We start from the raw sequence: 25,564 nt of genomic DNA, 5'->3' as shown, positions 1-25,564 counted from the left end.
GCCTCAGGACTGGTAGCCGTAGATGCCGCGGGCCTCGTCGCGCACGACGCGCCCCTCGTCGAGCTCGATGACGCGCTTGCGCATCTGGTCGACGATCGAGGAGTCGTGGGTGGCCATGACGACGGTGGTGTCGGTGCGGTTGATGCGGTCGAGCAGCTTCATGATGCCGACGCTGGTGGTGGGGTCGAGGTTGCCGGTGGGCTCGTCGGCGATGAGGATCATCGGCCGGTTGACGAACGCGCGGGCGATGGCGACGCGCTGCTGCTCGCCACCGGACAGCTCGTCGGGCATGCGGTGGCCCTTGCCCTCCAGCCCGACCATCTCGAGCGTCTCGGGCACCAGCTGGTCGATCTCGGAGCGCGAGCGGCCGATGACCTGCAGCGCGAACGCGACGTTCTCGTGGACGGTCTTGTTGGGCAGGAGGCGGAAGTCCTGGAAGACCGTGCCCACCTGGCGGCGCAGCTTCGGCACCTTCCAGGACGAGAGCTTGTTGATCTCCTTGCCGGCCACGTGCACGCGTCCCGACGTCGGCCGCGCCTCGCGCAGGACGAGACGCAGGAACGTCGACTTGCCCGACCCCGAGGATCCGACGAGGAAGACGAACTCCCCCTTCTCGATCTCCAGGTCGACGGCGTCCAGCGCAGGACGCTTCTGGCCCGGGTAGGTCTTGGTGACCTTGTCGAAGCGAATCACCCGACGAGTCTAGGCACGCGGGTCCACGTCCCCGTGCAGACTCGCCCGCGCTCGGTAGCGTGACGACATGCTCCCCCGCCTGCCCGACCCGCGTCGTCTGCCGGACCTGGTCGAGGCGGTCGCCTCGCTGCTGCCACGGGCCGTGGGGCTGCTAGACTCGGCCGAGGACCTGGTGCGCCGGGCGCACCGGTTGGTCGACGACATCGACGCCACGCGCAAGGCGGCGGACGCCGTCGTCGTGCGCACGGCGGGCACGGTGGCCAGCGTCGAGCCCACGCTCGAGCGGGCCCAGGCGATGGTCGACACGTTCGGGCCGATCCTCGACGACCTCGCTCCGTCGATCGAGCGGCTGGCCCCGACGCTGCAGCGCATCTCCGAGACCACGTCGCCCGACGAGATCGAGGCGCTGGTGGGCCTCATCGACCACCTGCCGATGCTCGTGGAGAAGCTCGAGACCGACATCGTCCCGATCCTGGAGGACATGAAGAACGTCGGACCCGACATCCACGCGCTCCTCGACACCGCCACCGACCTCGCGGGCATGCTCGAGAAGGTGCCCGGCCTGAACCGACGTCGCAGCAGGGCTCGACCCGACTGACGCGCGGTGGCAGGGTCGAGTCATGGCCGACCCCGAGAGTCCCGATGTCGACAGCGCCGTCGACGGCGCCGTGCCCGAGAAGGACCTCCTGCGCGACTACCTGTACACGGCGCGTGACGCGCTGCGCTGGAAGGTGGAGGGTCTCGGCGAGCTCGACGCGCGCCGCAGCCTCACGCCGACCGGCCTGAGTCTCCTGGGCCTGGTGCACCACACCGCCGTCTGCGCGTGCGAGTACTTCGGGGTGGTGTTCGACCGGCCGTTCCCCGAGCCGACGCCCGACGTCGACGCCGACCCCCACGCCGACTTCGTGGTGCCGGCCGAGGTCAGCCTCGAGGAGGCGCTCGGCTACGTGGACCGCGCGTGGGCGCACGCCGACGCGACGATCGACGCGCTCGACCTGGACGCGACCGGGGTCGTGCCGTGGTGGACCGCTCCTCGCGACGTGGTGACGCTGCGGCGGGTGCTGGTGCACATGATCGCCGAGGCGCACCGGCACGCCGGGCACGCCGACGTGCTCCGCGAGCGCCTGGACGGTCTGGCCGGGCTACGGCCCGACGCCACGAACCTGCCCGACGACGTCACCTGGCAGGACCACGTGGCCAGGGTCGACGCAGTCGCGCACGACGCCGCGGCCCGGCACGACGCCACCTGACCGGGGCCGGGGCCGGCCCGCGGGGGCAGGGTCAGGCGGTGGCCTCGGCCTCCTGGCCGCGACGCCATCGGATGCCGGCCTCGATGAAGTCGTCGATCTCGCCGTCGAGCACGGCCTGGGTCTGGCCCGTCTCGTGCTCGGTGCGCAGGTCCTTGACCATCTGGTACGGGTTGAGCACGTAGTTGCGCATCTGGTCGCCCCACGTGGCCTGCACGTCGCCGCGCAACGAGTCGAGGTGCGCGCGCTCCTCGGCCTTCTTGAGGGCGAGCAGCTTGGCCTTGAGGATCACCATGGCGCTGGCCTTGTTCTGCAGCTGGCTCTTCTCGTTCTGGCAGCTGACCACGACGCCCGTCGGGACGTGCGTCAGGCGCACGGCCGAGTCGGTCGTGTTGACGCTCTGGCCGCCAGGGCCCGACGAGCGGTACACGTCGACGCGGATCTCCTCGTCGGGCACGTCGATCTCGTCGGTCTGCTCCAGCACGGGCACGACCTCGATCGCCGCGAACGACGTCTGGCGCCGGCCCTGGTTGTCGAACGGCGAGATGCGCACGAGCCGGTGCGTGCCGGACTCGACCGACAGGGTGCCGTACGCGTAGGGCGCCTTGACGGCGAACGTCGTCGACTTGATGCCGGCCTCCTCGGCGTAGGAGGTGTCGTAGACCTCCACCGGGTAGCCGTGCCGCTCGGCCCAGCGCGTGTACATGCGCTGCAGCATCATGGCGAAGTCGGCCGCGTCGACGCCGCCGGCGCCGGAGCGGATGGTCACCAGGGCCTCGCGCTCGTCGTACTCGCCCGACAGCAGCGTGCGGACCTCGAGCGACTCGACGGCCTGGTGCAGCTTGACCAGCTCGGACTCCGCCTCGGCCAGGGAGTCGGCGTCGCCCTCCTCCTGCGCGAGCTCGACGAGGACCTCGAGGTCCTCGAGCCGGCCGCGCAGACCCGTGATGCGCTCGAGCTGCGCCTGCAGCGTCGACAGACGCCCGGTGACGCGCTGCGCGTTCGCCTGGTCGTCCCAGAGGTCCGGCGCGCCGACCTGCTCCTGGAGCTCGTCGATCTCGCGCTGCATCGCGTCGAGGTCGAGCACCTTCTCGATGGAGGTCAGGGTCGCGCCGAGCTCCTTGATCTGCTCGGGGAAGTCGGTGGCCACCTGTCGAGGTTACCGGCCCTGTGGTGGGATCGAGACCGTGGCGTGCCTGTTCTGCAAGATCGTCGCCGGCGACGAGCCGGCCGAGGTGGTGCTGGAGGACGAGCACGTGCTCGGCTTCCTCGACGTGCGGCCCGTGTTCAAGGGGCACACGCTGCTCGTCCCGCGCGAGCACGTGGACACGCTGCTCGACCTGCCGGAGCCGATGACCGTGCCGCTGTTCGCGGCGGCCCGGCGCGCTGCCGCGGCGATGTCGAGCGAGCTGGGCGCGCAGGGCACGTTCGTGGCGATGAACAACGTGGTCTCCCAGAGCGTGCCGCACCTGCACGTGCACGTCGTGCCGCGCACGAAGGGCGACGGCCTGCGCGGCTTCTTCTGGCCGCGCACCCGCTACGCCGACGGCGAGGCGCGGGAGTACCGCGACCGCCTGCGTCACGCGCTCGTCGACTGATCGTCACCGCCGGGGGCTTGCGTCACCGTGCCGACTCGGGTTGGCATGGGAGCCATGAACACATCGGGGAACCAGAAAGCACCTGTCCTGCGACGGCTCGTCGTCCTCCTGACCGGCGCCCTGCTCGGGCTCGGCAGCGTGGTGGGCGTCGCGTCGTCCGCGTCGGCCGTGACCCAGGCGCAGGCCGAGTCGGCCTTCCGCGCCGCCGGCATCACGTGGTCGTCGTCGGGAGGCTGCACCACACGCAGCAACCCGTCGTGCACGTCGTTCGAGGGCCTCCGCCAGACCAGCGTCGACGGTGCGCGCACGCTCAAGTCGGCCAGCGGCTGCGCACTGAACATCACGGGCGGCACCGAGGTCGGCCACGCGTCGGGGACGTACTCGCACTACAACGGCTACAAGCTCGACTTCAGCCTGTCGACCTGCCTGACGTCGTACGTGACGAACACGTTCACGTACGTCGGCACGCGCAGCGACGGCGCGCAGCTGTACCGCTCCGCGTCGGGCAACGAGTACGCGAAGGAAGGCAGCCACTGGGACGTCACCTTCTTCACCTGCGGCGGCTGCTGACGTCGCACCGACCCGTCCACGACCGACGACGCCCACCCCGAGGTCGGGGTGGGCGTCGTCGCGTCTGCGTCCGTCGGTCGCCGGGGCCCGGTCGCCGAGCTCAGTCGTTCGAGACGCCGAACCCGGCGACGGCGACGCGCGTGGCGTCGGCGACGAGGTCGTCGTCGGCCTCGGCGTCCTGGTCGTCCTTGGACGACATGATGGCGATGACGATGGGCGCGCCCTCCGCGCGACGCAGGATCGCGATGTCGTTGCGGGTGCCGTACTTGGCCGCGCCGGTCTTGTCGGCGACCTCCCACGTATCGGGGACGCCGGCGCGGATGAGGTCGTCGCCGGTGGTGTTGCGCACCATGAGGTCGGTCAGGAAGGCGCGCGCGTAGCCGTCGTTGACGGCCTTCTCGCCGTCGGCCGGCGGGAGCGTGAGCCGACGCAGGTCGGTGGCGAGCGCCTGGGGCGTGGTGGTGTCACGGTCGTCGCCGGGCGTGGCCTCGTTGAGGTCGGGCTCGATGCGCGACACCTTCGTCGTCCGGTCGCCGATCTCGCGCAGCACGCCCTGCAGCTCCTCAGGACCGCCGAGCAGGTCGAACAGCAGGTTGCCGGCGGTGTTGTCGCTGTACCGGACGGCCGCGTCGGCCACCTCGCGGACGGTGAGCTCGGTCTGCCCGGCCTCGAGCGCCTTCTCGACCTGCGGGGAGAAGTCGACGAGGTCGTCCTCGCTGATCTGCACGGTCTGGTCGAGCACCGACCGGGGCTTCTCGTGCAGCAGCGCGCCGACCGCGATCGCCTTGATCGTCGACGCGTACGCGAACCGCTCCCCCGCCCTGTGCTCCACGACCTGGCCGGTGCCGGTGTCGATGGCGTAGACGCCGAGCCGCGCGTCGTACTCCTGCTCCAGGTCGGCGAAGTCGGCCGAGAAGGTGGGCGACGCGGTGGGCGTGGAGGTGGCGCCGGGGTCGGCGCTGCTCCCTCCGCCGGTGCACCCGGCGAGCAGCAGGGCGGTGGCGACCACGGGCAGCAGCAGGCGACGCATGGCCCCTATTCGACCATCCCCGTCCACACGGGGGTGTCTGGGTCGTCCGTGACGGGTACCCCTCCGCCACGACGACGTGCGGCACCGTGCGTCGGAAGCCACGAGGAGCCGCCATGTTCACCCACCAGAAGCCGCTGCAGTTCACGGCGCGTCCCGACGCGCCCGACCCGGCCTTCGCCCGTCGCTTCCAGGAGGTGCTGGGCGGCAAGTGGGGCGAGATGACCGTCGCCATGCAGTACCTCTACCAGGGCTGGAACTGTCGTCTGCCCGGCAAGTACAAGGACATGCTCATGTCGATCGGCACCGAGGAGCTGAGCCACGTCGAGATGATCACGACCATGATCGACCAGCTGCTCGACAAGGCGCCGCCGATGGCCCCGGACGACACGACGGGCTCGACGCAGGCCAGCGAGTTCGGGCAGCAGAACCCGCAGCAGACGATCGTCAACGGCGGCGGTGCCTACCCTCACGACAGCAACGGCGTGCCGTGGTCGGGCGCGTTCGTCACGGCGAGCGGCAACCTGATGGCCGACTTCCACCTGAACGTGACGGCGGAGATGCAGGGCCGCCTGCAGGTGGCGCGTCTGTTCCACATGACCGACGACCGGGGCGTGAAGGACCTGATCCGGTTCCTGGTCACGCGTGACCACATGCACCAGATGCAGTGGCTGTCGGCCATCGAGGAGCTGAAGGCCGACGGGCTCGACGGCGTGCCGACGCCCGAGGCGTTCCCGCTGGAGGAGGAGTTCGACGAGTTCTCGCACACGTTCATCCAGGCGAGCGACGGCGAGGCGGCGACCGAGGGGTCGTGGGCGTCGGGTCCGGCGCCGGACGGCCGCGGCGACTTCCGTTCGGCGCTGATCGAGGCGCATGGGCAGATTCCCGAGCTGGCTCCGGGCGACCCGCGTCTCTACGGGACGCAGGAGCTGCAGGAGACGAAGGGGCTCATCGACAAGGCGAAGGACGCGCTGTCGTGAGCCCGGTCGCCTACGCACGGCAGGCGCCGACCGCGCCTGCGGTGCCGCGCGGCGTCGCCCGCCTCGTCGTCTTCGTGGCGGCGTGGTGGGCGGCGCTGGCGGTCACCGCAGCAGGAGGTCGATGGTGATCACGCTCGACGTCGCACCTGGCGTCCACCGGGTGGAGCACGCGTCGACCTGCTGCTACCTCGTCGAGGACGACACCCACCGGGGTGGCGTCCTCGTCGACGGCGGCCTGCCCGGGTGTCGGCCCCTGGTCGAGCAGCTGCTCTGGCGGCGCAGGATGAGCTGGGAGTCGCTGGAGGCCGTGGTGCTCACGCACGCGCACTTCGACCACCTGGGGGTGTGCGCGGCGGCCGAGCGGCGCGGCGTGCACACCTGGGTGCACACCGGTGACGGGCCGATCGCGCGGCGTCCGTACACCTACCGTCCGGGGCGGCCTCGGCTGCTCTACCCGGCGCTGCACCCCGGCTCGTGGCGGCACCTCGCCGCGATGGTGCGGGCCGGTGCGCTCGGCGTCGAGGGGCTGGACAGTCCGGTGCTCGTGCAGGACGCGGACACGCTGCTCCCCGGCGGTCTGCGCGCGGTGCCCACGCCAGGTCACACGGACGGCCACGTGGCCTTCCACCTGCCCGACCGTGGCGTCGTGCTCACCGGCGACGCCTTGGTGACCCTCGACCCGTACACCGGACGTCGCGGGCCGCGCGTCGTCGCGCGGGCCGGGACGCGTGACCGCGACCGTGCGCTCGCATCGCTCGACGCCATCGCCGAGACCGACGCCGCCGTCGTGCTGCCCGGTCACGGCGAACCGTTCCTCGACGGCGCCCGCGCCGCGGCCTCGATGGCCCGCGTCGCCGGGGCCGCCTGACCTGCACTCGCCTGACCTGCCCTGTCCTGTCCCGACCTGACCAGCACCGAGAGGTACCACCGTGTCCGAGAGCCACCACCTGTCCAGCACCGGCCCGCGCCCTGACGAGGACCCTGTCGTCCTCGCCCGCGGGGCAGCCCTCCTGTTCGGTGCCGTCTTCCTCCTCGTCGGCGTGCTGGGCTTCGTCCCGGGCGTCACGACCGACCTCGACCAGCTGAGCGGCAGCGGCCACCACAGCGGCGCGGAGCTGTTCGGCGTGTTCCAGGTGTCGGTGCTGCACAACGTCGTGCACCTGCTGTTCGGCCTGCTCGGCCTCGCGGCGGCCCTCCGCCCTCGCCTCGCTCCCGCCTACCTGGTGGGCAGCGGCATCGTCTACGCCGCCCTCACGATCTACGGGCTCGTGATCGACCACGGCTCCGACTCCAACGTCGTGCCGGTCGACACCGCCGACACCTGGCTGCACGCCGTCCTCGCGATCGCGATGCTGCTCATCGGCTTCGCCGTCGGCTCGGCGTTGCAGCGGAAGGGGCAGTACACGCGCTGACACCGGGACGTCAGGACGGTAGGACCAGATCCCCCGAATACGGCCTAGCGTGCGGCGTTGTCAAGCCGTCTTCAGAAGAACGTTCGAACCCTTCTGCCCGCCGCTCCTCCCATGGGTTGATCGACGCACACACCGTCGACGCTCCCAGGGGGGACACATCATGTTCAGTTCGCGACGCCGCCGCAGGCAACGCACCACCACCGGTCTCGGCCTCGCCGTCCTGTCCGCCGTCACGATCGCCGCGCTGCTCGCGGCGGCTCCGGCATCCGCGGCCGACGAGCCGGCCACGCCCGAGGGTCGGGGCATCGCGCCGCTGCCCAGCGGGTACGAGTCGCTCGGGGACCTGCCGTCGGTGCAGGCCGAGAAGCCGTTGAACGACGCCCTCGACGCCCTGCACGCGCTCTACGCCGAGAAGTACCTCGCCGGTGGAGCCGGCGCCGCGACCGCGCAGGCGGACGGTGAGCCGTCGCTCGACGAGCGGATCGCAGCGGCACGCGCGGAGGTCGAGCGCGTCGCCGGGCGGCCGTACTCGGAGATCGAGCCCGAGCCCGACTTCTCCACCGACGCGTCCACCACGTCCGACTCCGACGCCCAGGTCATGGCGGCGACGCAGAAGGCGCTGCCCGTACGCCACTCCACCCAGCGCACCTCCTACTACTGCGGGCCCGCGTCCGTCGCGATGGCCATCCGCGCGTCGTGCAGCGCCTGCGAGCGGAGCCGCTACAACTCCTCCGACACCATCTCGCAGACGACGCTGGCAGCGTCTCGCTACCTCGCGACGACCTCGAGCGGCACGAGCATGTCGCGCATCCCGCTCACGCTCAAGAGGTGGGCGGGCTTCGCGTCCCGCCTCGTCTCGAGCCCGTCGGCGGCGTCCATCAAGAGCGGTGTCGTCAACTCGATCGGCGTCTACAACCGCGCCGTCGTGTACGGGACGCGGGAGCTGGCCGGGGCCGGCAACCCGCACTACAACTACCACTACACGACCTTCACGATCGACCACCTGATCATGGGCTACGGCTACTCCGGCTCGGGCGACCGACTCGCCTACGCGGACCCGGTCGCGGGCCGTTGGACCAACACGGGACAGTCGAGCGCCCCGAGGAAGACCAACGCCATGAGGAACACGAGCATGCGCATCTTCACCCAGCCATGGGGCGTCGTCCTGTGACCTCAGCGCGCAGGACCGCCGCCATCGCCTCGGTGATGGCGGCGGTCGTCCTCGGCACGGCCTCCTGCACGACGACGCAGGAGCCGGAGCCCCAGCGTCAGTTCGCGCTCTCCCCCACGCCGCCGTCGTTCAGGGAGGGCGACGACTACACCGTGCAGTCACGCATCCCGACGGTCCTGGAGGGACAGCAGGCCGTCTACTTCGACCGCGCCGACGGGCGCCTGATCATGTCGCTCTCCGGCACGTCGGAGTCTGGCCAACCCTCCGAGGACGACCCGCGGGGCGGCGCCCTGGTCTCCGTCGACCCGAAGACCCGCGACGTCACCGAGCTTGCCCGCCATGGGAAGCCGGGCTCCCCGCGCTACATCGTCGACGTCACCGTCGCCGGCGAGACCGTGGTGTGGGTCGAGACCACGCAGCCGAACTACGACGCCATGCCGTGGCGGATGTATGCGCTCGACCTCGCGACGGGAGAGGAGAAGGAGCTCGCGTCCTACCAGCAGCTCGGCATCACGGACCCGCCCTGGCCGTCTCCGAACGCCATCCGGCCGCAAGTCGTGGGCGACGACGTCTACGTCGTCGCGGTCGATCGCGTGGACGACCAGCAGAACGTCGTCCAGACATCCGCCTACCGCGTGCCGTTGACAGGAGGCAAGCTCGAGAAGGTCGCGCCGAAGGCGACCGGCGCCTGGGCCGCGGGACGTGAGCTCGACGTCCTCGTCGACAGCGAGCTCGTGCCCTGGGATCCGGACCGTGGGACCTCCGGAGAGGTCACCGACGCAGGGTTGCCCGCTGACTGCGGCGCCTTCGCCGCGAAGGGTGTCCGCGTCGCCTGCACGACGGCCGACGGTCGCCGCCGTCTGACGGTCGAGTCGACCGAGCACGGTCGCTCCACCGTCGACCTCGGCAAGAACACAGTCGGGTATCTCAACGGCACCGACGACTGGGTCAGCTTCTCCACCGGCGACCGCGCCTATCTTCTCGACCTGCGACGCGGGAAGCTCTTCTCCCTCCCCGGCAGCAACGACACCGGCTCGAGCCGTCTCAGTGGCAGCAGCTTCATCTACGTCAAGCAGACGTCCAGCCCGGACGCCATGCGGCTGGTGACGCTCGTGGACAAGGACCGGTGAGCACGACCCAGAGACCCGGGTGCCGACGTCGAGAGGGCCGGATGACCCTGGACAAGGGACGTGCGTCGACCTTCGTGTTCGACCTCGGCAGGAGGAGCGCGGTGGCCGGGCGATCGGTCCGAGACTGCCGACCGAGCTCGAAGTGCTCCGCCGACGCCGGTCGCCGCACTGGACGTGACTACGTGATCGCTCGTACGTCGTTGGCCGACGCCCGACAGGCGATCTCGCCCGCGCCGGAACCCTGAGATTCATCTGTCTCAGTCCCTGGCCCCGTCAAGGTCGAGTTGCCTCTGCGGGGTCTTTGCGGTGTTTCTCGGGTGATCTGTCCGCTTTGATTTCTATGATCGGCCCATGGCCAACAACTTCGACTGCCCACGCTGCGAAGCCAGAACGCAGTACATCACCCAGGCAGTGGGGAGCGCGAAGAACCAGAACGCCTTTTACGCCGAGCCGGCCGTCAACGCTTATCTGCAGTGCACAAGTTGCACTTTCGTTTTCGGCGGTGTGCTTGACGCTTACTCGCATACGAAGGTGCTGGACTGGTGGCCTCGCAGGATCGTTTCGCAGACGTTCGAGGATGTCCCCGACCACATCGCATCGGCGGCTTCTGAGGCATACGTCTGCCTTGGTGCCGGTGCCTATCGAGCAGCGGGCGCAATGGCGCGCGCCGTAGTCGAAGCGACGGCGAAGGACAAGAAGATCGTCAAGGGCCAGATTTACGACAAGGTCGAGTCGATGTACGAGATGCGCTTGATCCGCGAACACATTCGCGACGCGGCGCACGAGGTTCGCCACTTCGGCAACGACATGGCGCACGGCGACTTCGTCAACGACGTCACTGAGGCCGAAGCTGAGGCCACGCTCGAACTGATGGCTGAAGTCCTCAACGAGGTGTACCAGTCGCCTCGCCGCGTTGAGAAGCGACGCGAAGCTCGTCTTGCGAAGAAGGACGCCGTCGGATGAGTCTCGACAATCCCGCTGGACGACTGCTCGCGCAGATTCAACTCGTGCACTCGCGTCAGCCTGCAGAAGCAGCGTACGACTCCTGGTGCGCAGTTTGGGGTCTCGATCAGGACGACTGGCGCGCCAAAGTCGAGTTCATGCGTCGAGCCGAAGAAATGATGCGGCTCGGGCTCGAACTGGAAAGTGAAGTTGCCGCGTTGCCGAAGGGGCTCATCGGCGGCAACGCGGACCGCCTGCCGCAAGTCCGTGGCGTACTGGACCACTTCCCAGTGGCCCCGAGTGTGCAACTGAGCCAGATGCTGAACCCTCTCAAGCCTGATGGGGTGCTCGCGCTGGAGAATCTGGATGGTCTCCTGTCTGAGATGCGGCGGCAGCCGGTCTTGCTCGAGCCCGCACGGGAATCGCTGGTCGACCAGACGCGTGCTCTCATCGACCAGGTGATTGCCAGCAACGACCTCAGCGAGAACGTCAAACGAGCAATCGTTGACCAGCTGCGCGAGGTCGAGCGAACGCTGCTCGATACGCAGATCACCGGCACGCTGCCTGTCGAGCGCGCGGCGCGTGGCCTGGCGGGAGTGATGACGACGCTGTACCTGCGAGGAGAAAAGGTTGCGAAGCATCCAGTCACCCGCGCGATGATCGGTCTGGCCCTGGCGGTGGATTTCGCGCTCAACGGTGCGGCGAACTACGTCGAGCTGACGTCGTCACCGAATCCGTTGGTGGTTGAGTTGATCGGCGATCCAACTGATCTCCTACCCGCTTTGCCTGCTGCACCCGGTGAGACGGAAGCCTCGCCCACGCCTGAGGGAGCGACGGGGCAACAGGCCAACTAGATTAGATCGTCGCTCGGTCCAAGACGCGCTGAACCTGCACCCCGCGCTACTGCCCGGGCCGTCCTGACGGCAACCGCACGCCGTCGCGAGTCAAGTCGCGAGCGATCTGCGACGGCGAGACACCACGCTGGTGGGCAGCGACGATGCGCACAAACACCGGCCCGACGGCCAGCGTTGCAGGGCCGGGCCGGATCCCTTTAGCTCGTGCGGCGGCCAGACCGTCGCGAGTGCGTTCGCGGATCTGCTCGGCCTCCCACTCGGCCAGCGCACTCATCATCCGCAGTGCGAGCCGTCCGCCCGACGTAGTCGAGTCGATGCCGACGTCCAGAGCGATCAGTGACCAGCCGTAGTCGCGTGCGTGGTCAATCGCGTGAGCAAGACCAGCAACGGACCGGCCGAGCCGGTCCAACTTCTCGACGACCAGCCCGTCCGCCTCGCCCTGCTCCAGCAACGCCAGCGCGTTCAGCAGACCAGGGCGGTCGTCGCGGCGACCGGACTGAGCCACGTCCTCGATGTAGGACACGGCCCAGCCCCGGTGGTCGGTCTCGCGCTGGATTGCGGCGCGCAGCGCGTCGAGCGAGTGCGGCTGGTGGCCGTGCTGGTCCACAGGTAGCCGACCAACCTGATCCGGCATGACCTCGCGCAGCCGCGCGGCGAGACCGTCGACCTCGTTGAGGGCTACCGGCAGATCGTCGGGGCTGGCAACCAGCGCGAACGATGCGGCCTTCCGCAGTTCGCGCGCGACCTTCCTGGCTTCGCCGTTGCCCGTCTTCGGCGCGGGACGCAGGTCGGGGTACACCGCAAACACGACGCCGTTGGACACCCCGTCGACCTGGTCGCGCGGAGCCTTGGCGTCCAGCCACTCGACCACCGAAGCCAGCACGCCAGCCGTGAACGACCTAGGTCCCGTGTAGCTGTGCTTGTCCAGCATCGCCAGGAGGTCTGCGCCCGTCGCGGGCTTGGTGGAGTCGACCGTCGTCCAGGAACGGCTACAACGGACCAAGTCCGGCCACGTCCAGCACGATCTCACCACCCTTGAAGCCGCGGCGAAGGTCATCGAGCGCCAAGACCTCGAAACCGTTTCTCGATGAACTCGTCAGTTCATCGGCTCGCGCAGCTGCGACGACGCCTCCGCCGACACACGCGTACGGGCGGGCCAGCCGGGTGGGGTGAGAGGAAGCGAGACAAAGCGCTCCAGGCGCACCGTGACCGTCCCGTCCACGACGCCCACCTGCACGGAGGACAACTCCTCCCCAGCCAGGTAGTCCTCGACCAGGGCCCGCGCCGACGCTGCGTCGAGCTCGACGCGCTGGTCGGCGTAGAAGGCGGCCTCGTCGAGACCGTCGGCCGCGGCCAACGCCGCGCCGTCGGCCAGGTTCGCGATTTCCTGACGCTGCAGGTAGGCCGTCGTCGCATTTACGACCACCGCCAGCAGCAGCGCGACCAGCACCAGGAACCCGATCGTCATCACCGTCACGCTCCCCCGCTCGTCCGCTCGCGTCATCGGCCCTCCCGAAAGGACCCGTACGGCTCGACGTGCGAGGCGTCGACCGCGACCCCACCGACCTCGTCCCCCAGCACCGACGGCGTCAGCGGCAACGGCTGCACCGTCCTCACCGACACCCGCACCGAGGAACCCGGCTGCAGGCACGACGACGGCGACGGCAGGCACACCACCACCACGTCGGCCTGGACCCTCTGGTCACCCAACGCCACGGCTGCTGCGCGCTGTGCGCGCTGGGTCGCCGTCACCGTGTCCGGCGCCTGCACGTACGCCCGCGCCGCCGCCTTGCTCGCCGACGACACCGCGTACGCCGCCCGCTGCGCGTCGAACACCGCGAGCATCACGTAGACGAACGGCACCAGCAGCAAGATCGTCAGCCACACGAGCTCCACCGGAGCCGACCCCCGCTCGTCCCTCACGGCTCCACCTGCACCAGCGCCCGCCCGCGCACGTCGAGCGCCACCCCCGGCCCCAGGACACCCAACGCCGGCACCCTGGCCCGCACCCGCACGACGACCGCCGGCGCACCCTCGAGCGACGTCCGCGTCGCGCTCACCGACCGCGCGTACCGGGCCGAGAGCGAGTCGGTGATCATCCGCCGCGCCCGCGCCTCCGCGTCCTCGGGCGTCGCCCCCAGCGGCGCGCCCGCCCTCGCTCCGTCCGACGCGGCCGCGGTCAGCGTGTTGCGCACGTGCAGCACCAGCCCGAGCTGCACGATCCCCAGCACCAGGGGGACCAGCAGCACCATGACGAGCACGAAGTCGACCACCGCCGAACCGCGCTCGCGGCGCATCAGCGCACCGAGCTCAGCGCGTCGCGCAGCATCGCCGTCAGCTCGGGACCGGCGACCGCCGTCAGCACCGCGACGAGTCCGGCGGACATGACGGTGATCATCACCCAGCCCGGCACGTCACCCCGTTCGTCGTGCGACGGCTCCAGCAGACGCGACCTCAGCCGCAGGGTCAGGGACGACATGACACCACTCCTTCAGCTCGACAGACGCAGGCCGACGAGGCCCGGGTAGAACGCGAAGACGACCGTGACGGGCAGGACGAGGAAGACGACGGGGATCATCATGAGGATCTCCTTGCGCCCACCCGACTCCATCAGCTCGCGGCGGGCGGACTCGCGGACATCGGCGGCCTGTGCGTGCAGCACGTCGACGAGCGGGGTGCCACGGTCGACGGCCACCGCGAGACCCTCGGCGAACCGGGCGATGCTGGCCACGCCGGTGCGCGACGCCAACGCGTCGAACGCGGCCGGCACGGTGTGGCCGGTGCGGACGTCGGCGAGCACCCGACCGAGCTCGTCGGCGAGCGCGCCCCGCAGCACACGCAGCACCCGGTCGAGCCCGGCGACGGGACTCTCCCCCGCAGCGACCGCCAGCGCGAGCAGGTCGGCGACCGCGGGGAACTCCTCCGCGAGCCGCTCCTCGCGGCGGGCCACCTGCGAGCTGAGGGCCGAGTCGCGACCCAGCACCCCGCCCACTAGACCCACGCCGCACAGCGTCAGCAGCACGACCGGCGAACCACCCGACGTGCTCCACACCAGCACCGCCAGGACCGCCGCCGCGGCGAAGCCCGCCGCACCCCACGCCAGCTGCTGCACGCGGAACGCGTCGACGCCGTAGGGCGAGCCGAGCCGCACCAGCCGCCGCTCGACGCTCGCCGTACCGCCCGTCAGGCGCCCGACGAGCTCGGCCGCACCACGCAGCCACGGGCCGTAGACCGCACCGACCGTGCTCGATGCCCGCGTCCGGACGGGCACGAGGTCGCTCAGGTACGGGTCGACCCGCATCGCCGGCGTCGGACGCCGGACCTGCCACCAGGCGACGACGACCAGCAGCACCCCGACCGCCGCCGCGGCACCCGCCGCCGCCCCCAGCAGCGTCGCCGTCATGCCAGCACCCGCCGTTCCTCCGGCAGCCGACCGAGCCACAGCATGAGCCGGTAGGCCACGACGCACACCACCGCGCCACCCACCAGGACGAGCGCGCCCGCGCCCGTCGCGTACCGCGCGACCACCTCGGGCTGCAGGCTCATGGCCGCGAGCACCACCCACGGGGCGGCGACGGCGAGGCGGGCCGCGTTGACCGTCCACGACTGGCGCGCCTCCAGCTCGCCGCGCGTCCGGCCCTCCTCGCGCAGGAAGCCGGACAACGCACGCAACATGCGGCCGAGGTCGCCGCCGCCGACGTCGCGAGCGATCCGCAACGCCTCGACGACGCGGTCGCCGGTCGGGTCGGCCAGACGCTGCTTCAACCGGTCGAGCGCGACGTCGAAGCGCCCCGTCGACTGGTAGTCGCGGCCGAACCGCGCGAACGGCTCGCGCAGACCCTCCGGCCCCCGCTCCCCCAGCTGCACGACCGCCTCGGGGAGCGACAGCCCCGCCCGCACGGCCGACGCGAGGTTGTCGACGGCGTCGGGCCACAGGTCGGCGTGCTCGCGGGCCCGGCGACGGGCGCGTCCCCGCAGCGTCGCCACGGGCAGCAGCGCCGCGAGCGTCCCCAGGACGAGACCGATGACCAGCACCCCCGACACCGCCGTCATCACCAGGCCAGCGACGACGAACGACCCGACGCACAGGGCGAGCAACGCGGCAGGCTCCACGTCGGACAGGCCTGCACGGTCGAGCAGCTCGCGCACCCGACGCCGGCCCGGCGTCCGGCGCTGCGGCAGCGGAGCGAGCGCCCACCACACCAGCAGCGCGACACCGGCCCCGGCGCACAACCCGGTCAGCGTGGCCACGGTGCGTCTCCGTCGGCGGCGAGCACCGCGTCGAGGTCGATGCCGACGCGCGCGAACGCCTCGGTCCGCGCGGGTCGCCCGTGACCACGACGCAGCACGGCACCGTCGCGCACGAACACCGTCTCGGACTCGATGTGCCCGTTCTCGACCCGTCCGCTGACCGCCGTGACCTCCTGGACCGCGCGGCGACCGTCGGCACCGAGCGCGGTGTGGACGACCAGGTCGATCGACGTCGCGACGGTCGGAACGACGAAGTCGCTGGTGATGTTCGCCCCGGCGAGCAGCGGCAGCGTGCACAGCTTCGTGAGCGCCTGCCGCGCGGAGCTGGCGTGGACGCTGGCCATGCCCGGCAGGCCCGCGTTGAGGGCGAGCAGCATGTCGAGCGCCTCGGCGGAGCGCACCTCGCCGACGACCACGCGGCTCGGCCGCATGCGCAGCGCCTCCTTGACGAGCATCCGCAGCGTCACCTCGCCGGTGCCCTCGAGGCCGGCCTGGCGGCACTGCAGCGCGACCCAGTCGGGGTGGCGCCCGCACTGCAGCTCGAACACCTCCTCCACGGTGATCAGCCGCTGCGACCCGGGGATCGCCGCGGCCAGGCAGTTCAGCAGCGTCGTCTTCCCCGCCTGGGTGCCGCCGGAGACCACGACGTTCAGCCCTGCCACGACGCTCGCCCGCAGGAATCGCGCGACGGCGGCGTCGATCGTGCCGAGCTCGACGAGGTCCTCCAACGAGTGCGCCCGCGCCACGAACTTGCGCACGTTGACCGCGCTGAACCCCCGCGCGATCCCGTCGAGCACCACGTGCAGCCGGTGCCCACCGGGCAGCATCGCGTCGACGAACGGCTGCGACACGTCGAGCCGGCGCCCCGACGTCGACAGCATCCGCTCCACCAGCTCCCGCACCTGCGTGGCCGTGAGGATGACCGACGTCAACTCGTGCCGACCCTCCCGCGCGACGAACACGCGGTCGGGCTCGTTGATCCACAGCTCCTCGACCGTCGGGTCGTCCAGGAACGACTGCAACGGACCGAGCCCGGCCACGTCGGCCACGATCCCGCCGACCACCCGGTCGGGCTCGGCCAGCGACCGGACAGCACCCGTCAGCGAACGCCGCTCGTGCTCGGCCACCACCTCGTGCGCCACCTCGCGCACCGCGTCGGCGTCCGTCTGCGGGTCGAGCCGCCGACGTCGCACCTGCTCGCGCACCCGCTCCGCGAGCGTCGCCTGCACCGGATCCACCACTGACCTGTCCCCGAGAAGTCGTGTCGATGCCCAGGACCATGACAAGAACAGCGCGATCTGTGAAGGGGCCGCCCGCCGAAACTGTGGACAAGTGGGACGGACGGACGACGACTGCCTTCGTCAGGAGCCCCGCACCTCATCGACGACGTCGCGGAGCAAGGTCAGGGTGACCTCGGCCGACGCGATCCGCGCGGCCACCCGTCCGCGAGTGTCGAGCACCCACGTACCGGGGACGGCCTGGACGGGAAGCACGTGGCTGAACCGCAGGGCGAGACGACTGTCGCGGTCGACCAAGGTCGGGTACCGGATCCCGAAACGCTCGTTGAAGGCTCGCGCGGCGGCAGGCGAGTCCCGCGCGAGAAGACCGATGAAGGCCACCTCCGACGGCGCGTCACCGGACACCTTTGCGAAGACCGGCGCCTCCTTGCGACAAGGAGCGCACCACGAGCCCCACCAGTTCACGACGACGACCTTGCCGCGGTAGGCGTCCAGGTCGACCGGTGCACCGTCGAGCGACTCCCCCTCGACGCCGTGGAGCACCTCGCGTTCGCTCGGGGGGAGGATGGTCACCCCCACGCTCGTATCTCGAGTCTCAGCGCCCACGCAGCCCGACAGCAGCAGCGCGCACGCCACCACCGTCACGACGCTCGCCTTCACCTGCCACCTCCCGAAGGACGTCGACGCTGCTCCGCACGCACGCTCGCCGTCACTGGGACTCTGCCAGCGAAGACTGCACGGCGACACACGCCCGTCGTGAGGTGGTGCGTCCGCCCCAGGAGCGGATCGCGCATCGGACGCTGGCGCTGGCGCTGCTCCGGTCGTCGCACCACGCAACCACGGCTGGTCAAGCGTGTCATCGCTCACGTACAGTGGAAGTCGGACTGCGAAAATGACCCGTTCGGGCTAGAGCGCAGGTGATCGCGGTCCGGGAGCATGTCCTCTGGGAGTGGGGAGAAGTGGAAGACATGGTGACGACCACCCGCGTGGTGCAGCCGTCGTTCGACGACGACGCCCTCGTTCCGCACGCCTACCTGCGCAGCCTCCTCAGCGAGGCCGCCACCCTCGCCCCGCGCGACGGCCTCGCCGACGTGCTCACGCTCGTCGCGGCAGCCGTCGAGGACTGCGCACTCACGCCCGACGTCGCGTTCTCGCTCGGCCAGCAGCTCCGTCTCGTCATCGGCGCCCACCCCGCCGACGGCGACCTCGACGCCCACCTGCTGCTCCACGCCCTGCTCTCGGAGCTGATCGAGGTCGCCAGCCTCGTCGACGGCGTCCACCTCGACGACCTCGAGCCGCTCGTGCAGCACCTCGTCTCCGTGGGAGACCTGGCCGAGGCCCAGCGCACCACGCGCCTCGCCGACGCCACCCGCGCCCGCGTCCGCGCGCTCGAGAGCAGCATCGCCGCCGACCTCGGCGCCGCCTGACCCTCCGCAGCCCGCTCACAGGAACCGCACAGGTTCCGCACGGACAGGCGACGGACAGTCCGTCCACACTGGACCCATGACCGCGCCCCTCACCCGCGCCGACGGCACGCCCCTGCGCGTCCTCGTCGTCGACGACGAGCCCAACATCGCCGAGCTGCTCATGATGGCCCTGCGCTACGAGGGCTGGGACGTGCGCACCGCCGCCACCGGACGCGACGCCGTCGCGACCGCCCGCGAGCACGGCCCCGACGTGATCGTCCTCGACTGGATGCTGCCCGACGTCGACGGCCTCGAGGTCCTGCGCCGCGTCCGCCAGCACGACGACCGCGTCCCCGTGCTGTTCCTCACCGCACGCGATGCCGTCGAGGACCGCGTCGCCGGGCTCACCGCCGGCGGCGACGACTACGTGACCAAGCCGTTCAGCCTCGAGGAGGTCGTCGCCCGCGTCCGCGCCCTCGTGCGACGCACCGGCGTGCTCGAGCAGCGCTCCGACCACGTCGTCACCGTCGGCGACCTCACCCTCGACGAGGACAGCCGCGACGTCACCCGCGCCGGCACCTCCATCGAGCTCACCGCGACCGAGTTCGAGCTGCTGCGCTACCTCATGCGCAACCAGCGCCGCGTGCTCAGCAAGGCGCAGATCCTCGACCGGGTGTGGAACTACGACTTCGGCGGCCAGGCCAACGTCGTCGAGCTCTACATCTCCTACCTGCGCAAGAAGATCGACGCCGGCCGCGAGCCGATGATCCACACCAAGCGCGGCGCCGGCTACGTGCTCAAGCCCGCCGAGAGCGCATGAGCCTCACCCGCCGGCTCGTCCTCACCGTCGTCGTGCTCGTGGCCACCGCGAGCCTGCTGGTCGCTGCGACCGCGACGCTGCTCATGCGCAGCTCGCTCACCGACCGTCTCGACGCCCAGCTCGCGCAGGCCATGGACCGGGCCAGCACCGAGGCGCGCGGCAACCCGCTCGGGCCCGGAGGGGGGCCGAGCGGGCCGGGCGGACGCGTCGACGTCGTGTGCGGAGAGCGTCCCCGACCACCGCTCGGGCAGGCCGCCGGCAGCCTCACCGCCGTGTACACCGCCGACTGCGCCAGCGGCGTGCAGATCACGTCGAGCGGGAGCCTGCGCGGGCTCTCCACCACGGCGCTGCAGCGCCTGGGCAGCGTCGACGCCGACGAGACGCCCCGCACCGTGGACCTTCCCGGCCTCGGGTCGGTGCGCGTCGCCGCCACCACCACCCCCGACGGCACCGTCGTGGTGCAGGGCCTGCCCACCGACGACGTCGACCAGACCCTCACCCAGCTGCTGTGGTGGGAGGTGCTGCTCACCGTCGTCGGCGCCGCCGTCGCCGCAGCCGTCGGGGCTGCCCTCGTGCGCCGCCAGCTGCGCCCGCTGCGCGACGTCGCCGCCACGGCGCACGAGGTCTCGGCCCTCCCCCTCGACTCCGGCGAGGTCGGCCGCACCGCCCGGGTGCCCGACGCGCTCACCGACCCCGGCACGGAGGTCGGTCAGGTCGGCGAGGCGCTCAACCGGCTGCTCGGGCACGTCGAGGGCGCGCTGGACGCGCGGCACGAGAGCGAGCAGCAGGTGCGCCAGTTCCTCGCCGACGCGTCGCACGAGCTGCGCACCCCGCTCGCCACCATCCGCGGCTACGCCGAGCTCGGTCGACGCACCGGCACCGACCAGCTCGCCAAGGTGGAGGAGGAGGCCCAGCGGATGTCGACCCTCGTCGACGACATGCTGCTGCTCGCCCGCCTCGACGCCGGACGACCCCTGGAGCGGGAGCCCGTCGACGTGAGCCGCCTCGTCGCCGAGGCCGTCGCCGACGCGCAGGTCGTCGACCGCGAGCGACGCTGGCGGCTCGCCCTGCCCGACGTCGCCGTGGAGGTGCCGGGCGACGCGATGCGGCTGCACCAGGCGGTCACGAACCTGCTGCGCAACGCCACCCGGCACACCCCGCCCGGCACCGAGGTGACCGCGCGGATCGACGTCGACGACTCCACCGTGCGGGTCGAGGTGCACGACGACGGTCCCGGCCTCTCCCCCGACCTGCTGCCCGTGGTGTTCGAGCGGTTCACGCGCGGCGACTCCTCGCGGACCCGGGCGTCCGGAGGCGCCGGTCTCGGGACGTCGCTCGTGCGGGCGATCGCCGAGGCCCACGGCGGCCGGGTCGAGGTCGAGAGCCGCCCCGGAAGCACGACGTTCCGCATCTCGCTGCCCCGCGCCTGAGCCCCGCCGCCCACTCACAGACGACGCACAGCGCGACGAGACGAGCGCCCCAGCGGAGCCGTCGAGCATCGACGTCATGCACCCGACGACGACGCTCCGCGCGGCCTCACGACCCGCCGAGCCACCCCACGCCCCGACCCAGCGCGACACCGCCACCCGGCCCCTCGCCCGCCTCTGGCGCGGACGCCCCGAGGACCATCCCGCGGCCCGCCCCGCCCTGCTGCTCCTGCTCGCAGGAACAGCCGCGCTCTACCTGTGGGGCCTCGGCGCCTCCGGCTGGGCGAACTCGTTCTACTCGGCCGCCGCGCAGGCCGGCTCCGCGTCGTGGAAGGCCATGTTCTTCGCCTCCTCCGACGCTGCCAGCTCGATCACCGTCGACAAGACGCCGATGTCGCTGTGGGTGATGGCGCTGTCGGTGCGTCTCTTCGGCCTGTCGTCGTGGAGCATCCTCGTGCCCCAGGCGCTCATGGGTGTCGCGACGGTGTGGCTGCTGCACGGGGCGGTGCGCCGGACCACCGGCAACGCCTGGGCCGGGATCGCCGCCGGGCTCGTCCTCGCCCTCACCCCGGTCGCGACGCTGATGTTCCGGTTCAACAACCCCGACGCCCTGCTCGTGCTCCTCCTCGTGGGCGCGACGGCCGCGACGCTGCGCGCTCTCGAGGACCCCGCCCGCGCGGTGCGCTGGCTCGTGCTCGCAGGCGCCCTCGTCGGGTTCGGCTTCCTGACGAAGATGCTGCAGGCCTTCCTCGTCCTGCCGGCGCTCGGTGGCGTCTACCTGCTCGCGGCCACCGTGCCGCTCTGGCGTCGTGTCGGGCACCTGCTCGTCGCGTTCGCGTCGATGGTCGTCGCGGGCGGCTGGTGGGTGCTCGCCGTCGAGCTGTGGCCCGCCTCGAGCCGACCCTGGATCGGCGGCTCGCAGAACAACTCGATCCTCGAGCTGACGCTCGGCTACAACGGCCTCGGACGGCTGAACGGCAACGAGGTCGGCTCCGTCGGCGGTGGCGGTGGCGGCGCCGGTGGTGGCATGTGGGGCGAGACAGGCCTCACGCGGCTGTTCGACGCCGAGATCGGTGGTCAGATCGCCTGGCTGCTCCCTGCCGCCCTGCTCCTGCTCGGTCTCGGCCTGTGGTTCGCGGTGCGCTCCAGCCGGGGCTGGCGTTCCGCCCCGCACACCGCCGGGCTGGTCGTCTGGGGCCTGTGGCTCCTGGTCACGGGCCTGACGTTCAGCCTCATGGCCGGCATCTTCCACGCCTACTACACGGTGGCGCTGGCTCCCGCGATCGGCGCGGTCATCGGCATCGGCGGCCACCTGCTCTGGCGTCACCGCACCGAGCTGGTCGCGATCGTCGGCGCGGCGGCCGTGCTCCTCGCGACCACGGCCATGGCGGTCGTCCTGCTGCGACGTGCCGACGGGTTCCTGCCGTGGCTCGCGCCGACCGTCGCGGTCGCGGGCGTGCTCGTCACCGGTGCTCTCCTCGCGCTGCCGGTCGTCCGGCGTCGACTCCCCTACCGCGCCGCACGACGCCTCGGCCTCGGCCTGGCCGGCGCCGCGGTGGTGACCATGCTCGCCGGCCCCGCCGTCTACGCGGTCGACACCGCCGCCTCGCCGCACACCGGCTCGATCCCCACCGCCGGGCCCGACACCGGTCGTGGCGGGCCGGGCGGGTTCGGCGGCGGCCGTCCCCCGGGCGGCTTCCCCGGTGGTCGTCCTGGCGCGACCGGCCAGCAGAACGCGCCCCAGGGCGCGCCCCAGGGCCAGGGCTTCCCCCAGGGTCCCGGATCCGCCCAGGGTCAGGGACAGGGACAGGGCTCGCCCCAGGGACAGGGCTCGCCGCAGGGCCGGACCGGCACCGGTCAGAACGGCCAGACGGGCGGAGCGGGCGCCGGTGGCCTGCTCGAGGGCTCGACCTCGTCGGCCGAGGTCGACGCGCTGCTCACGCAGGACGCCGACTCCTACACCTGGGTCGCCGCCGCCGTGGGCTCCAACAGCGCCGCCGGCTTCCAGCTGTCCACCGAGAAGCCCGTCATGGCGATCGGCGGGTTCAACGGCTCCGACCCGTCGCCGACGCTGAGCGAGTTCAAGCAGCTCGTCGCCGACGGCGAGATCCACTGGTTCATCGCCGGTGGGGGCGGCGGACGGGGCGGACCGAGTGCCAGCGGCAGCACGAGCACCGAGATCCAGGAGTGGGTCGAGGCGACGTTCACCGCACAGACCGTCGACGGCACCACGCTCTACGACCTCTCCGGAGGTGTCCAGTGAGCGCCGTGCTCGAGCCGGTCGTGTCGCCGGCGCGGCGCCTCGGCACCCTCGACGTCGTCATCCCGGTGTTCAACGAGGAACGCAGCCTCGTGGCCTCCGTCGAGGCGGTCGTCGCGCACCTGGAGGGCCTGCCCCTCGTCTCGACGGTGACGGTGGCCGACAACGCCAGCACCGACGGCACCGGCGAGCTCGCCGACGAGCTCGCCGCCGTCCACCCCACCGTCCGGGTCGTGCACCTGCAGGAGAAGGGGCGGGGCCGCGCGCTCAAGACGGCATGGTCGAGCTCGGACGCCGACGTCCTCGTCTACATGGACGTCGACCTCTCGACCGACCTGAACGCGCTGCTGCCGCTCGTGGCGCCCCTGCTCACCGGGCACTCCGACCTGGCGATCGGCAGCCGGCTCGCCCGGACGTCGCGCACGGTGCGCGGACCGCGGCGCGAGATCGTCTCGCGCGGGTACAACTACCTGCTGCGCGGTGCGATGCGGGCCCGGTTCAGCGACGCGCAGTGCGGCTTCAAGGCGATCCGTCGCGACGTCGCCGACCGGCTCCTCCCCCTCGTGCACGACGACGCCTGGTTCTTCGACACCGAGCTGCTCGTGGTCGCGGAGCGGTCGGGGCTGCGCATCCACGAGGTGCCGGTCGACTGGGTCGACGACCCCGACAGCAGCGTCGACGTGCTCCGCACCGCGCTCGACGACCTGCGCGGCATGGCGCGGCTCGGCTGGTCGCTCGTGCGCGGCCGTGTGCCGGTGGGCGAGGTCGCCGCGGAGCTCGGCCGCGTCTCGCGGCAGGGTGCGGCCGGCGGGCTCTCCGCCCAGCTGGCCGGGTTCGCGGTCGTCGGCGTGCTCTCGACCCTGGCCTACGCACTGCTCTACCTCGGGCTGCGCGGACCCCTCGGCGCGCAGGGCGCCAACGTGGCGGCCCTGCTGCTCACGACGGTCGCGAACACCGCCGCGAACCGACGCTTCACGTTCGGCGTCCGCGGTCCGGGCGGCGCCGCCGTCCACCAGCTGCAGGGCCTCGTGGTGCTCGGCGCGGGGATCGTGGTGACGAGCGGCGCCCTCGGCCTGCTGCACGAGGTGGCCGGCACGCAGCACCGCGGGCTCGAGGTGGTCGTGCTCACCGCGGCGAACCTGCTGGTCACCGTCGGGCGGTTCCTGCTCATGCGGGGGTGGATGTTCCGCCGGGGTGCGGCCCGGGCCGGGTGAGCCGACACGCCCGGTCGTGCGCGGTTGTCCCGCAACCAACGATCCGCAAGGATCGACGTGTGATGCCGCGCCCCGTCCGCCGTGCCCTGGCCGTGACCTCGGCCCTGCTCGCCCTCGGGGTGGTCGGGATCGTCGGGGTCGGGCCGGCCGCGGCGGAGGAGCCGGTCGACGTCAACGGCCAGATCACCGACCGCGCCGACGCCCTCGGCGACGACCGTGCAGAGGTCCAGGCCGCGCTCGACCGCTACTACCGCGACACCGGACGTCAGCTGTTCGTCGTGTACGTCCGGACCTTCGACGGGCTGACGGGTGCCGAGTGGGCGACGCGCGCCGCCGAGCGGTCGGGCCTTGGCCGCACCGACGTGCTGCTGGCGGTGGCGCTGGAGTCGCGGTCCTACGGCTACGACGCCGACAGCGACGAGCTCTCCGACGCCGACCTGGAGAAGGTCGACCGCGAGTACATCCTCCCCGCCCTGCGGCAGGACGACTGGGCCGGAGCCGCCACCGGCGCCGCCCGCGGACTCACCGAGGTCGATCGTGACACCGGCATCCCATGGGGCTGGATCGTCGGCGGCACGGCCGTCGTGGCCGCCGGCGCCGCGTACGGGGTCCACCGCTCACGCCGACGCTTCGACCACACCCACCCGGTGGTCGACGAGCACGGCCAGCCGGTCGACCCGGCGGCGATCCTCGACGACGACGAGCTCGAGGCCGCAGTGGCGGAGGCGCTCGTGGTGGTCGACGACGCACTGCAGAGTGCCGACCAGGAGGTCGGCTTCGCCGAGGCCCAGTTCGGCGACGCCGCCGCAGCCGACTTCCGGCGGACGGTCGAGGAGGGCCGCGCCACGTTGCGCGAGGCGTTCACGCTGCGCCAGCGTCTCGACGACGCCGAGCCCGAGACCGACGCCGAGCGTCGCGTGCTGCTGTCACGGGCGCTGCACCTCTGCGACACCGTCGACGACGCGCTCGACGCCCAGGTCGAGCGCCTTGACGCACTGCGCGACCTGCAGACCCGCGCGCCCGAGGTGGCCGAGACGCTGCAGCAGCGTCTCGACGCCGTCGTCGCGCGGCTGGCTCCCACCGCCGAGACCCTCCGGACCCTCCAGTCCGAGCACGCGGGCAGCGCGCTCGCCGCCGTCTCCAGCAACGTCACCCGGGCGGAGTCGCTCACCCGGAGCGCCACCGAGCAGCTCAGCCAGGCCCGCGCCGCGCTCGGCGGCTCCGACCACGCGACCGCGGCCGTGCGGCTGCGCACCGCGGAGGAGGCCACCGGCCAGGCCGTCGCCCTGCTCGACGCGGTCGACACGGCTCGCGACGACCTCGC

General features: G+C 71.7%; 30 protein-coding genes. 18 read left to right on the top strand and 12 right to left on the bottom strand.

The genetic code is table 11. The features are described 5' to 3' along the window. Window positions 1-3: 3 nt before the first annotated feature. Window positions 4-693 (bottom strand): cell division ATP-binding protein FtsE, encoded by a 690-nt coding sequence (gene ftsE, locus NH339_RS06060; RefSeq protein ID WP_067855594.1) that lies wholly within the window; start codon window positions 691-693, stop codon window positions 4-6. A gap of 67 nt (window positions 694-760) precedes the next feature. On the opposite strand from ftsE, the gene NH339_RS06055 reads away from it, so the two are divergent. Beyond that, window positions 761-1,291, top strand: a complete 531-nt coding sequence (locus NH339_RS06055; RefSeq protein ID WP_253023512.1) for a hypothetical protein — start codon at window positions 761-763, stop codon at window positions 1,289-1,291. A gap of 22 nt (window positions 1,292-1,313) precedes the next feature. Continuing rightward, complete coding sequence (locus tag NH339_RS06050) at window positions 1,314-1,943, top strand: DinB family protein (RefSeq protein ID WP_253023511.1); 630 nt, start codon at window positions 1,314-1,316, stop codon at window positions 1,941-1,943. Window positions 1,944-1,974: 31 nt separating this feature from the next. Here the strand turns inward: NH339_RS06050 and prfB are convergent, their stop codons facing one another. Further along, window positions 1,975-3,090, bottom strand: coding sequence for a peptide chain release factor 2 (prfB, locus tag NH339_RS06045; protein ID WP_253023510.1), 1,116 nt, complete (start codon window positions 3,088-3,090; stop codon window positions 1,975-1,977). A gap of 37 nt (window positions 3,091-3,127) precedes the next feature. Between prfB and NH339_RS06040 the strand changes: the two genes are divergently transcribed. Next, window positions 3,128-3,538, top strand: coding sequence for an HIT family protein (locus NH339_RS06040; RefSeq protein ID WP_253023509.1), 411 nt, complete (start codon window positions 3,128-3,130; stop codon window positions 3,536-3,538). 54 nt (window positions 3,539-3,592) lie between these two features. After that, the gene (locus tag NH339_RS06035; protein ID WP_253023508.1) at window positions 3,593-4,108 is read left to right on the top strand and encodes a hypothetical protein; all 516 of its coding nucleotides are present in this window, start codon (window positions 3,593-3,595) and stop codon (window positions 4,106-4,108) included. Between the two features lie 100 nt (window positions 4,109-4,208). Here the strand turns inward: NH339_RS06035 and bla are convergent, their stop codons facing one another. Beyond that, entirely contained in the window at window positions 4,209-5,138 is a 930-nt protein-coding gene (gene bla / locus NH339_RS06030) for a class A beta-lactamase (protein WP_253023507.1), read from the bottom strand. A 113-nt stretch (window positions 5,139-5,251) separates the two neighbouring features. On the opposite strand from bla, the gene NH339_RS06025 reads away from it, so the two are divergent. From NH339_RS06025 to NH339_RS05995, 8 genes are all read left to right on the top strand, one after another. Further along, a complete protein-coding gene (locus NH339_RS06025; protein ID WP_253023505.1) occupies window positions 5,252-6,115 on the top strand; it encodes a manganese catalase family protein in 864 nt (287 codons plus the stop codon). Beyond that, window positions 6,112-6,243: a hypothetical protein gene (locus NH339_RS18395; RefSeq protein WP_256475044.1), complete on the top strand. Its 132-nt coding sequence runs from the start codon at window positions 6,112-6,114 to the stop codon at window positions 6,241-6,243. Before NH339_RS06025 ends, NH339_RS18395 begins: the two co-directional genes overlap by 4 nt. After that, window positions 6,237-6,983 carry an MBL fold metallo-hydrolase gene (locus NH339_RS06020; protein ID WP_253023503.1) on the top strand — a complete coding sequence of 249 codons (747 nt, stop codon included), beginning with the start codon at window positions 6,237-6,239 and terminating at the stop codon, window positions 6,981-6,983. Before NH339_RS18395 ends, NH339_RS06020 begins: the two co-directional genes overlap by 7 nt. 61 nt (window positions 6,984-7,044) lie before the next feature. Further along, window positions 7,045-7,527: a DUF4383 domain-containing protein gene (locus NH339_RS06015; protein ID WP_253023501.1), complete on the top strand. Its 483-nt coding sequence runs from the start codon at window positions 7,045-7,047 to the stop codon at window positions 7,525-7,527. A 160-nt stretch (window positions 7,528-7,687) separates the two neighbouring features. Then, window positions 7,688-8,698, top strand: a complete 1,011-nt coding sequence (locus NH339_RS06010; RefSeq protein ID WP_253023499.1) for a hypothetical protein — start codon at window positions 7,688-7,690, stop codon at window positions 8,696-8,698. After that, window positions 8,695-9,828, top strand: coding sequence for a hypothetical protein (locus NH339_RS06005; RefSeq protein ID WP_253023497.1), 1,134 nt, complete (start codon window positions 8,695-8,697; stop codon window positions 9,826-9,828). The genes NH339_RS06010 and NH339_RS06005 overlap by 4 nt, the downstream gene beginning before the upstream one ends. A gap of 351 nt (window positions 9,829-10,179) precedes the next feature. Then, window positions 10,180-10,791, top strand: coding sequence for a DUF4145 domain-containing protein (locus NH339_RS06000; RefSeq protein WP_253023489.1), 612 nt, complete (start codon window positions 10,180-10,182; stop codon window positions 10,789-10,791). After that, window positions 10,788-11,624 carry a hypothetical protein gene (locus NH339_RS05995; protein WP_253023488.1) on the top strand — a complete coding sequence of 279 codons (837 nt, stop codon included), beginning with the start codon at window positions 10,788-10,790 and terminating at the stop codon, window positions 11,622-11,624. The genes NH339_RS06000 and NH339_RS05995 overlap by 4 nt, the downstream gene beginning before the upstream one ends. 46 nt (window positions 11,625-11,670) lie before the next feature. Here the strand turns inward: NH339_RS05995 and NH339_RS05990 are convergent, their stop codons facing one another. The 9 genes from NH339_RS05990 to NH339_RS18805 form a co-directional block, all read right to left on the bottom strand. Beyond that, entirely contained in the window at window positions 11,671-12,555 is an 885-nt protein-coding gene (locus NH339_RS05990) for a recombinase family protein (protein ID WP_253023487.1), read from the bottom strand. 165 nt (window positions 12,556-12,720) lie between these two features. Continuing rightward, complete coding sequence (locus NH339_RS05985; protein WP_253023486.1) at window positions 12,721-13,128, bottom strand: pilus assembly protein TadG-related protein; 408 nt, start codon at window positions 13,126-13,128, stop codon at window positions 12,721-12,723. Further along, on the bottom strand, window positions 13,125-13,547 hold the full coding sequence (locus NH339_RS05980) for a hypothetical protein (RefSeq protein WP_253023485.1): 423 nt from the start codon (window positions 13,545-13,547) through the stop codon (window positions 13,125-13,127). Before NH339_RS05980 ends, NH339_RS05985 begins: the two co-directional genes overlap by 4 nt. After that, on the bottom strand, window positions 13,544-13,921 hold the full coding sequence (locus tag NH339_RS05975) for a TadE/TadG family type IV pilus assembly protein (RefSeq protein ID WP_253023484.1): 378 nt from the start codon (window positions 13,919-13,921) through the stop codon (window positions 13,544-13,546). Before NH339_RS05975 ends, NH339_RS05980 begins: the two co-directional genes overlap by 4 nt. Beyond that, window positions 13,921-14,103 (bottom strand): hypothetical protein, encoded by a 183-nt coding sequence (locus NH339_RS05970; RefSeq protein WP_253023483.1) that lies wholly within the window; start codon window positions 14,101-14,103, stop codon window positions 13,921-13,923. Before NH339_RS05970 ends, NH339_RS05975 begins: the two co-directional genes overlap by 1 nt. Window positions 14,104-14,115: 12 nt before the next feature. After that, window positions 14,116-15,027 (bottom strand): type II secretion system F family protein, encoded by a 912-nt coding sequence (locus NH339_RS05965; protein ID WP_253023481.1) that lies wholly within the window; start codon window positions 15,025-15,027, stop codon window positions 14,116-14,118. Continuing rightward, window positions 15,024-15,875 carry a type II secretion system F family protein gene (locus NH339_RS05960; RefSeq protein ID WP_253023479.1) on the bottom strand — a complete coding sequence of 284 codons (852 nt, stop codon included), beginning with the start codon at window positions 15,873-15,875 and terminating at the stop codon, window positions 15,024-15,026. Before NH339_RS05960 ends, NH339_RS05965 begins: the two co-directional genes overlap by 4 nt. Further along, entirely contained in the window at window positions 15,863-17,113 is a 1,251-nt protein-coding gene (locus tag NH339_RS05955; protein ID WP_253023477.1) for a CpaF family protein, read from the bottom strand. The genes NH339_RS05960 and NH339_RS05955 overlap by 13 nt, the downstream gene beginning before the upstream one ends. A gap of 123 nt (window positions 17,114-17,236) precedes the next feature. Then, window positions 17,237-17,686, bottom strand: coding sequence for a TlpA disulfide reductase family protein (locus NH339_RS18805; protein WP_253023476.1), 450 nt, complete (start codon window positions 17,684-17,686; stop codon window positions 17,237-17,239). 395 nt (window positions 17,687-18,081) lie between these two features. On the opposite strand from NH339_RS18805, the gene NH339_RS05945 reads away from it, so the two are divergent. The 6 genes from NH339_RS05945 to NH339_RS05920 all read left to right on the top strand — a co-directional run. Continuing rightward, window positions 18,082-18,540, top strand: coding sequence for a hypothetical protein (locus NH339_RS05945; protein WP_253023475.1), 459 nt, complete (start codon window positions 18,082-18,084; stop codon window positions 18,538-18,540). A 76-nt stretch (window positions 18,541-18,616) separates the two neighbouring features. Next, complete coding sequence (locus NH339_RS05940) at window positions 18,617-19,339, top strand: response regulator transcription factor (RefSeq protein ID WP_253023474.1); 723 nt, start codon at window positions 18,617-18,619, stop codon at window positions 19,337-19,339. Beyond that, on the top strand, window positions 19,336-20,769 hold the full coding sequence (locus NH339_RS05935; protein ID WP_253023473.1) for a cell wall metabolism sensor histidine kinase WalK: 1,434 nt from the start codon (window positions 19,336-19,338) through the stop codon (window positions 20,767-20,769). Before NH339_RS05940 ends, NH339_RS05935 begins: the two co-directional genes overlap by 4 nt. Before the next feature lie 76 nt (window positions 20,770-20,845). Beyond that, the gene (locus NH339_RS05930; protein WP_253023472.1) at window positions 20,846-23,029 is read left to right on the top strand and encodes a glycosyltransferase family 39 protein; all 2,184 of its coding nucleotides are present in this window, start codon (window positions 20,846-20,848) and stop codon (window positions 23,027-23,029) included. Next, window positions 23,026-24,240, top strand: coding sequence for a glycosyltransferase (locus tag NH339_RS18800; protein WP_253023471.1), 1,215 nt, complete (start codon window positions 23,026-23,028; stop codon window positions 24,238-24,240). Before NH339_RS05930 ends, NH339_RS18800 begins: the two co-directional genes overlap by 4 nt. A gap of 62 nt (window positions 24,241-24,302) precedes the next feature. Beyond that, window positions 24,303-25,564, top strand: a 1,262-nt coding sequence (locus tag NH339_RS05920) for a YgcG family protein (RefSeq protein ID WP_253023470.1), incomplete at its 3' end; no start/stop codon positions are given.

Source organism: Aeromicrobium sp. CnD17-E (genome assembly GCF_024124745.1).
Classification (GTDB): Bacteria; Actinomycetota; Actinomycetes; order Propionibacteriales; family Nocardioidaceae; genus Aeromicrobium.
The sequence above is the reverse complement of the archived record's forward strand: the minus strand, read 5'-3'. Positions and strand labels throughout refer to the sequence as shown.